Source organism: Ruegeria sp. YKSF070 (assembly GCF_059612725.1).
The window spans coordinates 74,115-89,774 of sequence record NZ_JBXWRD010000011.1; the positions used below are offsets into that span (position 1 = coordinate 74,115).

The following is a 15,660-nucleotide window of genomic DNA, read 5'->3' on the forward strand; positions in this document are numbered from 1 at the left end:
GGTTGCGGCTTCTCGACTCGGAGGCAGGAGTTTAGTCTAAGTGACGCCAGATAGAAGAGGGCGGCGGCAAGAAAATCGCGGCCGCGCGGAAAAGAGCGCAGATTGCGCGGGAACGTGAGGGCAGACGGGCATGACGATCGCAGAGGAAATGCGCATGAGGTTGCAGGCGGCATTTGCGCCGACCGAGTTGGAGGTGGTCGACGACAGCGAGAGCCACCGCGGTCACGCCGGGTTTCGCGAGGGCGGGCAGAGCCATTTCAATATCCGCATCCGTGCTGCTGCCTTTGCCGGGCAAAGCCGGGTGGCGCGGCACCGCGCGGTGCATCAGGCGCTGGGCGATATCGTGCCGCGCATCCATGCGCTGGCACTGGATATCGGCACCTAGTCCTTCTCGGCCTTGGCCTCGGGCTCTGTGCTGCCGGCGTCCGTGGTCTTGGCGCCATGCATCGGTGGATCGTTGACCGGGGCTGCGATGGGCGCGGGCGCGCGGCGATCCGCCTCGGACGGGCCGGGTACGGGCCGGGCCAGCGGCAGGCTGTCGGCACTCAGGGGCGCGGTCGCCTCGGCCACGGGCTCTGCCGCGGCCTCGGCCTCGGGCAATACTTCGGGACCTGCGGGCAGGGGGCGGCGGAACACCAGCAGGTTGCGCCAGTTGGTGGTCGAGCCGGTCAGGCCCGAGCGTTCCTCGCTGGGCAGCAGTTCGGCGCGCTGATATTCCCAGCCCTCGGCGGCCAGCTGGTTCAGCGCCTGCTCCACCGACAGCGCGAACCGCGCCGGCGCGGTTTTGACGCCCTTGGCCTTGATGCCCTTCTCCGGGGCGGGGACAACCTTGTATTCGTAGCGGATCATGCTCAGAGCCTCTTTGGATCGCGCGCAGACTACTCCAGGCAGATGCAAAAAGGCCAGAGGCGGGGACAGGCAGAGCGATGTCCCGCCGGCCCCCACCTGGGACGGCTCAAAGGCGACATTGGACGCGCTTTGATCCGTGTTCCCGAGCGTGAGCGCTCCATTGCCGATGGTGCCGGAACGCGGTTCGCTGCACGCGCCGTCAGCTTCCTCTTTCTGATCTGTCAGTCAGACAGTTTCTTGCTGACCAAATCGTTGACCGCCTTGGGATTGGCCTTGCCGCCGGTGGCCTTCATCACCTGACCGACGAACCAGCCAGCCAGTTTCGGGTTCACCTTGGCCTTTTCCACCTGCGCCGGGTTGGCGGCGATGATCTCGTCCAGCGCGGCCTCGATGGCACCGGTGTCGGTGACCTGTTTCATGCCACGTTTCTCAACGATTTCAGCAGGATCGCCGCCTTCGGTATAGATGATCTCGAACAGGTCCTTGGCGATCTTGCCCGAGATTGCATCCGATGCGATCAGGTCGATGATGCCGCCCAGCTGGCCCGGGCTGACCGGGCTGTCGGTGATGTCGTGGTCTTCCTTCTTCAGTCGCCCGAACAGCTCGTTGATGACCCAGTTGGCCGCCAGCTTGCCGTTGCGCCCCTGCGCCACCTCCTCGAAATAGGCGGCCGATTCCACCTCGGCCGTCAGCACCGAAGCGTCATAGTCGGTCAGGCCGAAGTCGTTGATAAAACGTGCCTTTTTATCGTCCGGAAGCTCCGGCAGGCTGGCCGCGATATCATCGACCCAGGCCTGCTCGATCTCCAGCGGCAACAGGTCGGGATCGGGGAAGTAGCGGTAATCATGCGCCTCTTCCTTGGACCGCATGGAACGGGTCTCGTTCTTGTCCGGGTCATAGAGCCGGGTTTCCTGATCCACCTTGCCGCCCGCCTCGACAATGGCGATCTGGCGGCGCGCCTCGTATTCGATGGCCGCCTGAATGAAGCGCATCGAGTTCATGTTCTTGATCTCGCAGCGCGTGCCCAGGTGCGAAAAGTCCTGTGTTTCCTGATACTTCTCATAGGCGCCCGGGCGGCAGATCGACACGTTCACATCGGCCCGCAGGTTGCCGTTCTGCATGTTGCCGTCGCAGGTGCCCAGATAGCGCAGGATCTGGCGCAGCTTGGCGATATAGGCGGCGGCCTCTTCGGGGCCACGGATATCGGGGCGGCTGACGATCTCCATCAGGCAGACACCGGTCCGGTTCAGGTCGACAAAGGACATGTTCGGATCCATGTCATGGATCGACTTGCCGGCATCCTGCTCCATGTGGATCCGTTCGATCCGGACCCGGCGCGCGGTGCCGTCGCCCATTTCGACCAGCACTTCGCCTTCGCCCACAATGGGATGATAAAGCTGGGAAATCTGGTATCCCTGCGGCAGATCGGGATAGAAATAGTTCTTGCGGTCAAAGGCCGATTTCAGGTTGATCTCGGCCTTCAGCCCCAGACCGGTGCGCACTGCCTGTTCGACGCAGAATTCGTTGATGACAGGCAGCATGCCCGGCATCGCCGCATCCACGAAAGAGACGTTGGAATTGGGCTCGGCGCCAAAGGCGGTCGAGGCGCCCGAGAACAGTTTCGCCTGCGACGCGACCTGAGCGTGCACCTCCATGCCGATCACCAGTTCCCAGTCGTGCTTGGCACCGGCGATGGTCTTGGGTTTGGGGGTCTCGAAGGTCAGGTCCAGCATGGGTGTGCCTCTTGTCCGCTTGGTTCAAACCGCCTTCTAGGCCCGCAGGCGGCGTTGGGCAAGGGGGCACAGGGAAAGGGGCTTGATCTCAACCATGGTTGAGGCGGCAGGTTGGAGCGAATCCAGATGGGAGGCACGGAAATGAGGCTGTTTGTGACAGGGGCCAGCGGATTGGTCGGGGGCGCGGTGCTGCGCGCGGGCGTGGCGGCGAGGCACCAGGTGACCGGGCTGGCCCGGTCCGACCAAGCGGCCGCGCAGGTCGAGGGTGACGGAGGGCAGGTCTGTCGCGGCGATCTGCGTCAACCCGAGGTCTGGGCGGCAGAGGCGGCGGCGGCGGATGCCATCATCCATGCCGCGGCCACATTCGGCCCGGATATGGGCGACGTCGACCGCGCCGCGATGGAGGCACTGGTGACGGCAGCGCGCCGGGCCGGGGACCATCCGCGCCTGATTTATACGGGCGGCATATGGCTTTACGGCGATACCGGCGGGCAGGTCAGGGATGAAACCGCGCCCTTTGACCCTGCCACGCCCTGGGGCTGGATGCTTGATACCGTGGCGATGCTCAAGGCCAGCAATGCCGTCGATCTGGCGGTGCTGCATCCCGGCGCGGTCTATGATAGCAACGCGGGTGGCATGCTGGCGCGGTTCCTCGCACCCGAGGTCGAGATATTGGGCGATCCGGCGATCCGCTGGCCACTGGTCCATGCCGCGGATCTGGCACAGGCCTATCTGCTGCTGGCGGGGCTGCCGGGGCAGGGCGGAGATTTCCTCGCCACCGCCGAACCGGGCCGCCCGGTGGGCGAGATCGCGCGCGCCGTCGCCGGGCCCGATGCGTCCATCAGGGTGCTGGACCGGGCCGAGGCCTTGGCGCGCTACGGCGACAGCGCCTTGGGGCCGATGCTGGATCAAAGACTGGCCGCCCCGCGCCTGACCGCGCTGGGCTGGCGTCCCCGGTTCGACGATGTCACCCGAAGCGGGGAACTTCAGGCGCCATGCAACTGAGGCCCCTCGGGAGTGAAAACGACCCGGTTGCCGTCGCGGATCTCGTCACGAAACAGGTTGGCTATGACCTGAAGGGCATCCGCCCGACCGCGCGCGGCGAACCGGCTGGGTGAACTGACGCGCATGTTGTTATCGAAGCCATCGGCGGCATGCGCCCAGATCATCGGATGCACTTCGGTCAGGTGGTCGCGGATCAGCCAATCGGCGGCATCGCAGATGCGCATGCGGTTCAGATCCGCCTCTTCATGCAGTCCGAGATTGCTGCGCAGGGTCACCGCGCAATAAGACGCCAGCAGGTTGATCGTCTCTTGCTCGGGGCGGGCGCCCACGATATCGCGCAGCCCGTCTATAAAGAAATCGACATCGACGCGCGCACAAGCCTCTTCATCCTGGGCTATGGCGTCGAAACAGACCCAGGTATAGCCACCGGCGCCCCAGATATCCTGCGTCCGCGCGGCGCTCCGGCGGGCCTCCAGTTCCAGTTCTGCGTATGAGCCGAACCAGCGCGGCAACAGGTGGTTGCCCAGCGCGCGCATGTGGCGGGGATTGTGCGGGTCGAGGTCGATCAGCGCCTCGTAGCAATCCGCGACACGGCGCTGTGGCGTCCGGCGACCGGCCAGCAGGGCGCAGCAGGCCGATTGCAGAACCGGGCTGTCCATCCTGACGCCGCACCAGGGAGACAGGATTTCGATGGCGCGGTCGAAATGGGCGGCGCATTTCTCGCGGTGGAGCCGGGGCACGATTGTGTCCCAGCCGGTCCCGCGCCAGGCCCAGGCCAAGTCGATATGGGTCAGCGCCACGATCAGCGCGATATAGGGATCATCGGCATGCTCCCGGCGCATGAATTCCAGCGCCCGGATCCCGTCGATCAACGGTGCCTGATTGGTACGATGACTGTCCAGCAGGGCCTCTTCGACGGCCAACACCACGTCTGACCGGGCACCAAAGGCCAGCAGGTCGGCAATCGGGGTCCCGCCTGGGGTGGTTTCGCGAGTGGCATCTGCGGCGCGGATTTCATCCGACAGGTCCTGCCAGCGCTCTTGCCGGGCCAGAAACTGACCATGGCTGCGCAGCCTGGCGCGGATGGCTTCGTCCTGCCCATGCTCGGCTATCGGGATCGACAGGAAATCTTCGAGCCGGATCGGAGGGCCCGGTTCTGTCTGAGCCGAGAAGTTGACCGCGCGACCGAAAAGCCGCGCGGTCAGATCAGGCAAAGAACTCAGAACGGTGCGGGATCTTTTCAGCATACTGATTAACGCTTGGCCTGTGTGGTGTCGTATTGGCTTCAGGCTGACGCTGATTTGCGGCACAAAAAAGGCCGGAGCAGGGTGTTTCAGGACAGGTTTTGCGGCGGGCTCGGGGGATTGAGCCCGGACTGGCATCAATCCGCTAACGACCGGCGAAATGATGCCGAACCACGGTCAGTCCGCGCGCGGTCAGGATCTCTTCGAACTCACGATGCGGGGGCAGAGACTCTTGTGGCAGCCGTATCTCTTTACCTGAATGCAGGCACAGCGTGGCGCGGACGCTGAAATCCCATCGTGTATCCAGTCGCACCTGAGCGATCTCGTTCAGCGCGACAGACCCGTCGAGGCGCCCCGAGAACCAGCTGAGCCGGGTGTTGCCCAGATCGAGACCCGCGCGGCGGTCGGTGATGATCTCGAACAGGAGCGGCAGGGTCGGCAGCGCGCAAAGCGCGATCAGCCACCAGGCCGCTTGAAACAGCACCATCACCGTCGCCAGCCCTGTCCAGACTGCCATCAGCAGCACGATGTTGCGCGGGCTGCGGGCATGGCGGACATAGCGGAGCGGTCCCGAACCCTCTGGCATTACCGCCCGCCGCTGACGTCAAGCGTGGTGCCGGTGATGTAAGACGCCGCGTCCGAGAGCAGGAAAAGCGCCACTTCGGCCACCTCGGTCACGGTGCCGGTCCGCTGCATCGGGACACCCGGCGCCAACCGTTGCGCCCGATCCGGTTCGCCACCCTTGGCGTGGATCCCGGTCTCGATCAGACCGGGGCGGAGCGCGTTCACGCGGATCCCCTCTGCCGCGACCTCGTCAGCCAGCCCCTTGGTAAAGGTGTCGATCGCGGCCTTGCTGGCGGCATAGTCCACATATTGATTGGCCGAGCCGAGCCGGGCGGCGGCTGAGGAGATGTTGACGATGCCGCCGCCATGGCCATGGGCCTGCATGCGGAGCACCGCCTCTTTGGCGACCAGAATGGCGCCGATCACGTTGACATCGAACATGCGCCGCAGGCGGTCATGAGTGAGGTCGGTGACACGGGCCGCGCGGTCGACGATGCCGGCATTGTTGACCAGTCCGTCGAGCCGGGCAAAACCCTCATCCACCCGCGCATAGATGCGCCGGATGTCTTCGGGGTCGGCCACGTCGCCGGGGCACAGGATCACAGTTGCCCCCGCATCGCGGGCGGCTTCGGCCACCGCCTCGGCCCCGGCCCGGTCCTGCCGGTAGTTGAGCGCAAGATCATAGCCGCGCATGGCGGCGAGGCGGGCGATGGCGGCGCCGATCCCGGTGCTGGCCCCGGTGATGAGCAGGGTCCGGCGCATGGCTCAGCGGCCCCGGATGCGGGTCAGCATCTCGCTGGTGTCCCGGCTGAGGTTCGGCTCGGCCAGAATGCGGTCAAGCTGGGCGCCGATCAGCGCCTGCCGGTCGTCGTCATAGCGCCGCCAGGTCTGATAGGCCGAGCACATCCGCGCGGTGGTCTGCGGGTTTACCGGATCCAGCCGGATCAGCCAGTCCGCCAACAGTTGGTATGCCGCGCTCGAGGCATGATGGAACCCCGCGTGATGCATGGCCAGCGCGCCGAAGACGGCACGGAAACGGTTCGGATTGCGCCAGTTGAACTCGGCATGCTCGCTCAGGCGCCGGGCGGTTTCCGCGGCCTGCTCGGGCCCGGCCAATGCCACCTGAAGACCAAACCATTTGTCGATCACCAGCCGGTCGCCGCGCCACTGGTCATAAAAGGCGGCCAGTTCGACCTCGCCCTTGCCCGCCTTGAGCAGGCAGGAAAGCGCCGAAAGTTGCAGTGTCATGTTGTCGGCACAGGCATAATCCGCCGCCGCCTGCGCACCGCTATCGAGCCGCGACAGCAGTGCCAGCGCGGCGCTGCCCAATGCGCGCTTGCCGGCCTGTTCGGCATCGGGTCGGAACGGTGCCTCGATCTGTGCCTCGGCCCTGAGCCGGGGCAGTAGATCCTGCATATGCTGGGCGGTGGCCTGGCGCAGGGTCTCGGTCGCCTCCCAGATCGCCTGCGGATCGGGGATCAGGCCGCGCTGATGCAGGCTGGCGGCCAGTTCAGACTGGCTGGGCAGCCCCAGCATCAGCGCGCGATAGGCCGGGTCCAGCCCATCGTCGCGCAGCACTGCCGTCAACCCGTCCAGATAGGCGGTATCGGGGGCGGCGTCCTCGGTGATCATGTCGAGCAGGCATTGCCCGGCCAGCGCGCGGCCTGCCTCCCAACGGTTGAAGGGATCGGTGTCATGGGCCAGCAGAAAGGCGCGCTGCTCGGGCGAGAGGTCATGATCCAGAACCACCGGCGCCGAGAAATCGCGCAGCACCGAGGCAACGGGGCGCGCTGCCAGCCCGTCAAAGGAGAAACTCTGGCGTGCTTGCGTCAGTTCCAGCATCTCGGTGGCGCGCACCTCGTCGCCATTGGGGTTGAGCAGTCCGACGGCAACCGGGATCACCTGTGGCAGCTTGTCGGGCTGGCCGGGCGTGGCGGGGGTCTCTTGCGTCAGGGTCAGGGTAAAGGTGCCGTCCTGCCACGCCTCCTCTACCGTCAGGCGCGGGGTGCCGGCCTGGCTGTACCAGCGCTTGAACTGCGACAGGTCACGCCCCGTGACATCCTCGAAAACCTTGAGCCAGTCCTCGATCGTGCAGGCCTGCCCGTCATGGCGCGCGAAATAGAGGTCCAGCGCCTCGGCGTAGGCGGCATCGCCCACCAGCCGTTTGAGCATGCCGATCACCTCGGCGCCCTTTTCATAGACGGTGGCGGTGTAGAAATTGTTGATCTCCTGAAAGCTCTCCGGCCGCACCGGGTGGCTGAGCGGGCCCTGATCCTCGGGGAACTGGCGGGCGCGCAGGTCGATCACGTCGCGGATGCGTTTGACGGGGGCGCTGCGCAGGTCCGAGGTGAACTGGGCGTCGCGGAACACGGTCAGCCCTTCCTTGAGGCAGAGCTGGAACCAGTCGCGGCAGGTGATGCGGTTGCCGGTCCAGTTGTGGAAATACTCATGCGCGATGATCGCCTCGATCCGTTCGAAATTGTCATCGGTCGAGGTCTCGGGGCTGGCCAGCACGGCGGCCGAGTTGAAGATGTTGAGCCCCTTGTTCTCCATCGCGCCCATGTTGAAATCGTCGACCGCGACGATGTTGAACACGTCCAGATCGTATTCGCGGCCATAGACCTCTTCGTCCCAGCGCATCGACTTTTTCAGCGCCTCCATGCCAAAGGCGCATTTGCCCTCGTCTCCCGGACGGACCCAGAGGTTCAGCTCCACTTCGCGGCCCGAAACGGTGGTGAACGTATCGGAATGAGCCACAAGGTCCCCCGCCACCAGTGCAAAGAGATAGGCCGGTTTTGGCCATGGGTCATGCCATTCTGCAAAGCCTTCGCCGCTATCCACCGGGTTGCCATTGGATAAGAGCACCGGATGCGTGCCGTTGATACGCACGGTAAAGGTGCTCATGACATCGGGGCGGTCGGGGTAGTAGGTGATCTTGCGAAAGCCTTCGGCCTCGCACTGGGTACAGTACATCCCGTTCGAGAGATAAAGTCCTTCGAGCGCGGTATTGGCGGCCGGTGCGATCTCGACCTCGGCTTCCCAGACAAAGGGCGCATCGGGCACAGGGCAGGTCAGACCTTCGTCGGTGATCTCGGGGGCGATCTCGGCACCGTCGATGGCGGCGCGGATCAGGCGCAGTTCCTCGCCATGCAGAAAGAACCGGCGGTCGGTCGTCTCGGGATTGGGGCGAAAGGAGATGCGCGAGGTGACGCGGGTTGCGTCGGGCGCCAGGTCAAAGGTCAGGCGCACCTCGTCCACCAGGTATCCGAACGGGGTGTAATCCTTGAGGTGGATGGTTTTGGGGGTGGCGTCGCGCATGGGAACCTCGGCTGCTGTCGGTTTGGCGAGACGTTAGGTAGAACACGCCGGGGGTGCAAGCGGCGCTCCTTTGCCGTTCATGGTCTGCGCTGTTCGGGAATGGTGGAAACTGCCTTCGGCTTCATTGGTAAATCCGGCGTGCCATTTTGTTGTTTGACCGCTGCATTCACGATAACTGGAGTATGCGATTGTACACAGGTGGCAAGGCGGAGGCGCGATGATGAGCGGCAGAGTGGAACGGAACGGGCTGAAAGTCGCCAGAGAGCTGGCAGATTTCATCGAGACGCGCGCCTTGCCCGGTACCGGGGTGGAACCCGCCGATTTCTGGGCCGGGATGGCGCGGATGGCGGCCGAACTGGGGCCGGTAAATCGCGCATTGCTGGCGCAGCGCGCGGCGCTTCAGGAACAGATCGACGCCTGGCATGTCGCCCATCGCGACCGGCCGCATGATCACGAAGCGTACAAGGCTTTTCTGGCCGAGATCGGTTATCTGCTGCCCGAAGGTGCGGCGTTCGAGATCGAGACCGAAGGGACCGACCCCGAGATCGTATCGGTGCCGGGGCCGCAGCTGGTGGTGCCGATCACCAATGCCCGCTATGCGCTCAACGCCGCCAATGCCCGTTGGGGCAGCCTGTATGATGCGCTTTACGGCACCGATGCCATGGCCGGGCCGATACCGGCGGGTGGCTACGACCGGGGCCGCGGCGCCCGGGTGGTGGCGCGTGCGCGGGTGTTCCTGGACGAGGCATTTCCAGTGCAGGGCGTCAGCCATGCCGATGCTCGCCGCTATCACATCCGCGACGGCGCGCTGCTGGTCGATGGTCAGCCACTGATCGACCCGGCGAAATTCGCAGGCTATCGCGGCCATCCCAAGGCGCCCGACGCGGTGTTGTTGCGCAACAACGGCCTGCATGTGGAGCTGGTGTTCGACCGTACCCATCCGGTGGGCTGCCACGATCAGGCGGGGCTGGCCGATGTGCGGCTGGAAAGCGCGATATCGGCGATCATGGATTGCGAGGATTCGGTCGCCTGTGTCGATGCCGAGGACAAGGTGTTGGCCTATTCCAACTGGCTGGGCCTGATGCGCGGCGATCTGAGCGAGGAGGTGACCAAGGGCGGTGCCACCTTTACCCGGACGCTGGCCGGTGATCTGGACTACCTGGCCCCCGATGGCAGCCCGATGGCGGTCAAAGGCCGGGCGCTTATGCTGGTGCGCAATGTCGGCCACCTGATGACGAACCCGGCGGTTCTGGATGCGGATGGGGCGGAAATCTTCGAAGGGTTGATGGACGCGCTGGTCACCGTCGCCATCGCGATGCATGACCTGAACCGCGCGGGCGGCAACTCGCTTGCCGGGTCGGTCTATGTGGTCAAGCCCAAGATGCACGGGCCGGAAGAGGTGGCTTTTGCCGTCCAGACCTTTGACATGGTCGAGGATATCCTCGGCCTGCCGCGCAACACGGTCAAGATCGGCATCATGGACGAGGAGCGCCGCACCAGCGTCAATCTCAAGGAATGCATCCGCGCCGCCAAATCGCGGGTCTGTTTCATCAACACAGGCTTTCTCGACCGGACCGGCGACGAGATCCATACCTCGATGGAGGCGGGGCCGTTCAGCCGCAAGGATTTCATCAAGCGCAAATCCTGGATCACGGCCTACGAGAATCTGAACGTCGATATCGGGCTCGAATGCGGGCTGTCGGGCAAGGCGCAGATCGGCAAGGGCATGTGGGCGATGCCGGACCGGATGGCGGCCATGATCGAGACCAAGATCGAGCATCCCAAGGCGGGCGCCAATTGCGCCTGGGTGCCCAGCCCGACGGCGGCCACCCTGCATGCGCTGCATTATCACAAGGTCGACGTGTTTGCGGTGCAGGCGGCGCTGCGCGCGGGCGGGCGGCGGGCGCATGTGGACGGGATCCTGGAAATCCCGCTGGCCAGCTTTCGCAAGTGGTCGTCCGATCAGATCCGCCGCGAGGTCGAGAACAATGCCCAGGGCATTCTCGGCTATGTCGTGCGCTGGGTCGATCAGGGCGTTGGTTGCTCCAAGGTGCCCGACATCAACAACGTGGGCCTGATGGAGGATCGCGCCACCTGCCGCATCTCGGCACAGCATATCGCCAACTGGCTGCACCATGGTGTCGTGGACGCGCAGGAGGTGATGGCGGCCATGCGCAAGATGGCGGCGGTCGTGGATGGCCAGAACGCCGACGATCCGGCCTATCGCCCGATGGCGCCCGGTTTTGACGGGATCGCGTTTCAGGCCGCCTGCGATCTGGTGTTCAAGGGACGGGTGCAGCCTTCGGGCTATACCGAGCCAGTTCTGCATGCCCGGCGGTTGGAACTGAAGGCGAGCCTTGGCGCCTGATCCCGCGGAGCCGGTCACGCCCCTGTGTGCGCAGGTGAACACGCGCCTGCGCGCTTGCTGCGATGCGGCCGCTGTTGCAGCGCTTGTGAGGCGCGGCTAGGCTGCGTCGAAAGAGGCAAGTGCAAGGGGACGGGATGACGCGGCCAGTCGTAGGGATCATCGGCAACTCGTATCTGCTGAACGATCAGTATCCGACCCATGCGGGCGGGACGATGAATTCGGACGCGGTGGCCAATGTCTCGGGTTGCCTGCCGCTGCTGATCCCGGCCGACCCGCGCTATGTCTCGGTGGCCGAGCTGCTTGATGTCTGCGATGGGTTCCTGCTGACCGGCGGTCGCCCCAATGTCCATCCCGAGGAATATGGCGAGAGCGAGACCGCCGCGCACGGCGATTTCGACCGTGCTCGCGATGCCATCACCCTGCCGCTGGTGCGCGCCTGTGTCGAGCGGGGCCAGCCCTTTCTGGGCATCTGCCGCGGCTTTCAAGAGGTGAACGTGGCGATGGGCGGCACGCTCTACCCCGAGATTCGCGACCTGCCGGGCCGGATGAACCACCGGATGCCGCCGGATGGCACGCTGGAAGAGAAGTTCGCGCTGCGCCATATCGTCAGCGTGACCGAAGGCGGCGTGTTTCACCGTGTTTTTGGCGCCCGCGAGGTAATGACCAACACGCTGCACGGGCAGGGGATCAAGACCGCGGGCGCCCGCATCGAGATCGACGGCCATGCCCCTGACGGCACCCCCGAGGCGATCTATGTGCGCGACGCGCCGGGCTTTACCCTGTCGGTGCAATGGCATCCGGAATGGGACGCGGCCAGCGATCCGGTCTCGCGGCCGCTGTTCACCGCCTTTGGCGACGCGGTGCGCGCCTGGGCCGCGCGCGGAACGGGGCCCGTTTTGCAGAAAACGGGCTAGAGTCCTTCACTTGGTGCAACCCGCCCAATTGGAAGCCACCTGGCGGGCACATGGGCCGTTTGGCCCATGATGTCGGCCGTACGATCGTCGGGAATCCGTCCGGCAAAGAATACCATGTCGCCCGCGCACGGCCTGACTCATACGCGGACCAATCTTGTGACGGACTGCATTCATTTCGTTTTCTTTCAAATTTGCCAAATATCAGATCTCGGAGCGGCTTTCCCACTCGGCCAGTTTCATGCGACTGCTGACTCCAAGCGAACGGAATGGATCCGGCGGAATCGTGGAAGGCTGGCCACTGACGGCGATGATGTCTTCGAGCGCCTGAGAGGATTTCCCGAGCGCGAGTTCGACCAGAAGGCGACCGGAACTGGTGCCGCGCGTCATGCCGACACCATTTTAACAGTTCGCCGAATAAACGCCTGGAACCATTTCGCCAAAAAATGTCGCATGGTTCCGCGACAGGCTGACGACCCCGCCCCATGTCGAGGTGATGGGGGCGTCGGCCAAGGCCGGGAACCGATTGTCGAGCCCCTCCCGGTGCGCTTCGGCCACCTTGCCGAGGTCGCGAGAAGACGCCTTGTAATTTGGCGCAAAGCCAAAATGGTTCCGGATCAGGAGCCGTCCGTCCGATGTCATCCTGAGCGTGGTTCCGCCCGCATCAGCCGGAGTCAGTCCCCAGTTCATCTTGCCGGTGTAGCGCTTGCGTTCAGCGGATGTCAGTGTCCTGCGGCACAAGCTCGTCCAACCGATGCGCCGCGGACAGCCCGGTGATACCGGTGCCAACGATGAGCCAGTCATAGTTCGCCGACTTCGGAAGCCTCGTCGATCGGGACGATTTCATCTGCCGGGCGCCAGCCACTCGGTCGGTCAAGTGGCGGAATTACCGGAGTGTGGCTTGCATAGGCCAACGCGATGCTTTCTATCTAGCCGGGTGTTCAAGCGATCTTCGGGATCAGCGGTGTTGCCAGGTCAAACCGCTCTAGTTCCTGCAAGAAATCGAAGTCGGACTTGCGCAGATGAACGGCGGAGGTGTCGATTGTCGCCAACACCATGTCCTCCCGACCGGACGCACGACAAAGGTGCTGGCCATCCGGGGCGCAGATCGAACTGGTTCCACTGAATTGTGAATTGGCTTCGTCGGCCGCGAAATCGCAATAGCCGATGAACATGGCGTTTTCATACGCCCGCGACGGCACGATGGCATCCGAGACAAAGCGCCACTTGGCCCGAAGCGCTGTCGGCACGAGCAAGAGTTCAGTTCCCAACAGCGCAGCCCGCCGCGCCAGTTCAGGGAATTCGATGTCATAGCAGATCAGGACCGAACAGCGGATGCCTTGAAAGTCGAACGCTTCCGGTCCGGCCCCCGGCGTGAAACAGTCCCTTTCAAAGTCGTTCGGCAACGCGACCTTGCGATAGTTGCTGATCAGGTGCCCGGTCCGGTCAAAGACGGCGGCGCTGTTATAGAGCGCGCAGCCGCTTTGTTCCGGGTATCCGAGAACCAGCCCGACGCGATGCCGTGCTGCAAGCTGTCCGGCAGCGCGTAGAAACGGCGATCCCTGAACCTGGGCCGCTGCTCGCACGGCGCCAGCAGAGCCATAGCCTGAAAGGTACAACTCTGGTGTGATCAGCATGTCGGCGCCTGCTGCTGCGGCACGCGACATTGCCAGATCTAGATCGGTGAGAGCATCGTCAGCGGAACGAAAAGCTGGGCGAGCTTGAAAAAGGGCAAGATTGAGCAGTGGCATTTTGGTTCTCTGTTCTCAGTGCAAGCCCAACAGTCGCGGGACAAAAAGCGACAACTCTGGAAAAAACGTAACCAGAAGCATCACGGGAAGTGCCACGTAGAAGATGATTTGCAAGGCTGGCTTGACCGCTTCATGAATCGAAACCTTGCCGATGCGGCAGGCCATGTAAAGGATCGGGGCGACCGGCGGGCTGTTGGCACCGATCACCACCGAACAGGCCACGATAGAGGCATAGTGGACCGGGTCGACACCATGATGCACCATCAGGGGCATCATCAGCGGCGCGATCACCACGGTCACTGACAGGTCGTCCATGATCATGCCGACGAAGATCAGGAATGCGTTGACCAGCAAGAGGATCAGGATCTTGTTCTCTGTCAGGTGTGTGACGGCTTCGGTCAGTTCCTGCGGCACGCTTTCGGCCACCATGATGCGTCCGATCATGAAGGAAAACAGCAGGATAAGAATGATCGTGCCCGTCGTTTCGCCGGCTTCGACCAGGCTTTGACGGAAGCGCGACAAGGTAAGATCGCGGTAGATGAAGAAGCCGATCAGGATCGCCATGAACAAGGCAACCGCTGCGGCTTCGGTCGGGGTGAACACGCCGCCATAGATGCCGCCCAGAATGACCACCGGCATCATCAAGGCAGGAAGAGCCTGAAGTGTGGCGCGCAGCGGGCCATGGGGTGACTTCTGAGCCGAAATCGCTGCCATGCGTTCCGGCGTGTCGACCAGCATTCGTGCGGTCAGGATCTTGTTGAAGAGCATCAGGCCGAACATCAGCAGCAGACCTGGCACAATCGTCGCCGCAAAGAGGGCGGTGATGGACTGTCGGGTGACAACGCCGAAAAGGATGAGGGTGATCGACGGCGGGATCAGGATGCCCAGAAGCGAGGACACGCCAAGCAGGGCGCTGGTGTAACCACGGGGATAGCCGCGAGCTGCCAGCGGATCTCCCATGATGGTGCCGATCGAGGCAACGGCGGCGGTCGCCGTTCCTGAAATCGCACCGAATACTCCGGAGGATCCGATCAGGGCTGCACCCAGGCCCCCCTTGCGGCCCCGCATCGCCATGGCCATGAAGCTGATCAACCGTGCGGCAACCCCGCCGCTTTGCATCAGATAGCCAGCCAGAACAAATAGAGGGAGAGCCAGCAGGATGACCGAGTCGAGCGACCGGAACCCCTGCAAAAGCAATGTCGACGTGCTGACGTCATAGGCCCAGACCAGAAACATCAGGACACCCGCGAAAGACCAGGCAACCGGTACCCCGAAGATCATCAGGGCCATCAGAAGCAAGATACCAAAAAGAGCTTCCATGGTTCAGACCTCTCCTGTTTCTTGATCGGTTTTGCCAAAAACGGCAGCAGCGGCGACGATGGCGTCCCGGACGGCATAGACAGCACAGAGTACGGCAGCGAGGACGACCGCAGACTGTGGAACGATGAGAGGAATGCTGAGAGCGGCGGTGGTTTGCGGCCGCTTGATCGACCAGGCGACCATATCATTGGCCAGGCTGAGAAAGAACAGGCTCAACACGACCATGATCACGGATACGGCAAAGGTGTGCAGGGCCTTGTGCTTTGGAGTTTTCAAAGACAGGGCAAGGAAATCGACCACCAGATGTTCGTGATTGCGGGCCGCGACGACGGCCCCGCACATGTAAAGCCACATTGCCGACAGGGTGGCGAGCTCCAGCACGCCCACGACCGACCAGCCAAGCACGAAACGGGCGAGAACAAGAAACAGGATCAGCCCGGTGATCGCGAGACTTGTCACAATCACGATGAGATTGAGAATGCCGATCAGCCCGGCATCGAGCTTTCTGAGAAGGTCGACCATGTCGCGTTACTCCCGGTTCGCAGCATGTTTGATAGGAGGGGGGCCGGAACCGTCAGATCCCGGCCACGGTGCAGG

The 15,660-nt window shown here is 63.7% G+C and carries 15 protein-coding genes; 4 read left to right on the forward strand and 11 right to left on the reverse strand.

Annotation, left to right across the window (positions count from 1 at the left end; translation table 11 throughout):
• The first annotated feature begins 130 nt into the window (after positions 1-130).
• Positions 131-385: a BolA family protein gene (locus AC2FL1_RS08510; protein WP_496824628.1), complete on the forward strand. Its 255-nt coding sequence runs from the start codon at positions 131-133 to the stop codon at positions 383-385.
• Here AC2FL1_RS08510 and AC2FL1_RS08515 read toward each other — a convergent pair.
• Together AC2FL1_RS08515 and gatB are read right to left on the reverse strand one after the other, a co-directional pair.
• Positions 382-849 (reverse strand): DUF4177 domain-containing protein, encoded by a 468-nt coding sequence (locus AC2FL1_RS08515; protein ID WP_496876625.1) that lies wholly within the window; start codon positions 847-849, stop codon positions 382-384. The genes AC2FL1_RS08510 and AC2FL1_RS08515 overlap by 4 nt on opposite strands.
• A gap of 221 nt (positions 850-1,070) precedes the next feature.
• Complete coding sequence (gene gatB / locus AC2FL1_RS08520) at positions 1,071-2,582, reverse strand: Asp-tRNA(Asn)/Glu-tRNA(Gln) amidotransferase subunit GatB (protein ID WP_496876626.1); 1,512 nt, start codon at positions 2,580-2,582, stop codon at positions 1,071-1,073.
• 141 nt (positions 2,583-2,723) lie between these two features.
• Here gatB and AC2FL1_RS08525 point away from each other — a divergent pair, with 141 nt between their 5' ends.
• Positions 2,724-3,587 carry an NAD-dependent epimerase/dehydratase family protein gene (locus AC2FL1_RS08525; RefSeq protein ID WP_496876627.1) on the forward strand — a complete coding sequence of 288 codons (864 nt, stop codon included), beginning with the start codon at positions 2,724-2,726 and terminating at the stop codon, positions 3,585-3,587.
• On the opposite strand, the gene AC2FL1_RS08530 is transcribed toward AC2FL1_RS08525, so the two are convergent.
• The 4 genes from AC2FL1_RS08530 to pepN all read right to left on the reverse strand — a co-directional run bounded on the left by AC2FL1_RS08530 (position 3,569) and on the right by pepN (position 8,713).
• Positions 3,569-4,801: a hypothetical protein gene (locus AC2FL1_RS08530; protein WP_496876628.1), complete on the reverse strand. Its 1,233-nt coding sequence runs from the start codon at positions 4,799-4,801 to the stop codon at positions 3,569-3,571. The genes AC2FL1_RS08525 and AC2FL1_RS08530 overlap by 19 nt on opposite strands.
• Positions 4,802-4,976: 175 nt before the next feature.
• Positions 4,977-5,417, reverse strand: coding sequence for a hypothetical protein (locus tag AC2FL1_RS08535; protein ID WP_496824619.1), 441 nt, complete (start codon positions 5,415-5,417; stop codon positions 4,977-4,979).
• Positions 5,417-6,157, reverse strand: coding sequence for an SDR family oxidoreductase (locus AC2FL1_RS08540; protein ID WP_496876629.1), 741 nt, complete (start codon positions 6,155-6,157; stop codon positions 5,417-5,419). The genes AC2FL1_RS08535 and AC2FL1_RS08540 overlap by 1 nt, the downstream gene beginning before the upstream one ends.
• Before the next feature lie 3 nt (positions 6,158-6,160).
• Entirely contained in the window at positions 6,161-8,713 is a 2,553-nt protein-coding gene (pepN, locus tag AC2FL1_RS08545; protein WP_496876630.1) for an aminopeptidase N, read from the reverse strand.
• A 220-nt stretch (positions 8,714-8,933) separates the two neighbouring features.
• On the opposite strand from pepN, the gene AC2FL1_RS08550 reads away from it, so the two are divergent.
• Positions 8,934-11,081 carry a malate synthase G gene (locus tag AC2FL1_RS08550; RefSeq protein ID WP_496876631.1) on the forward strand — a complete coding sequence of 716 codons (2,148 nt, stop codon included), beginning with the start codon at positions 8,934-8,936 and terminating at the stop codon, positions 11,079-11,081.
• A gap of 134 nt (positions 11,082-11,215) precedes the next feature.
• Positions 11,216-11,995, forward strand: a complete 780-nt coding sequence (locus AC2FL1_RS08555; protein ID WP_496824612.1) for a gamma-glutamyl-gamma-aminobutyrate hydrolase family protein — start codon at positions 11,216-11,218, stop codon at positions 11,993-11,995.
• 201 nt (positions 11,996-12,196) lie between these two features.
• Here AC2FL1_RS08555 and AC2FL1_RS08560 read toward each other — a convergent pair whose 3' ends face one another.
• From AC2FL1_RS08560 to AC2FL1_RS08580, 5 genes are all read right to left on the reverse strand, one after another.
• Positions 12,197-12,382, reverse strand: coding sequence for a hypothetical protein (locus AC2FL1_RS08560; RefSeq protein ID WP_496824610.1), 186 nt, complete (start codon positions 12,380-12,382; stop codon positions 12,197-12,199).
• 12 nt (positions 12,383-12,394) lie between these two features.
• Positions 12,395-12,682, reverse strand: a complete 288-nt coding sequence (locus tag AC2FL1_RS08565) for an FAD-dependent oxidoreductase (RefSeq protein ID WP_496824608.1) — start codon at positions 12,680-12,682, stop codon at positions 12,395-12,397.
• Between the two features lie 251 nt (positions 12,683-12,933).
• Complete coding sequence (locus AC2FL1_RS08570; RefSeq protein ID WP_496876632.1) at positions 12,934-13,743, reverse strand: nitrilase-related carbon-nitrogen hydrolase; 810 nt, start codon at positions 13,741-13,743, stop codon at positions 12,934-12,936.
• 15 nt (positions 13,744-13,758) lie between these two features.
• A complete protein-coding gene (locus AC2FL1_RS08575; RefSeq protein ID WP_496876633.1) occupies positions 13,759-15,063 on the reverse strand; it encodes a TRAP transporter large permease in 1,305 nt (434 codons plus the stop codon).
• Positions 15,064-15,066: 3 nt separating this feature from the next.
• Positions 15,067-15,585, reverse strand: a complete 519-nt coding sequence (locus tag AC2FL1_RS08580) for a TRAP transporter small permease (protein WP_496824602.1) — start codon at positions 15,583-15,585, stop codon at positions 15,067-15,069.
• Positions 15,586-15,660 lie beyond the last annotated feature (75 nt).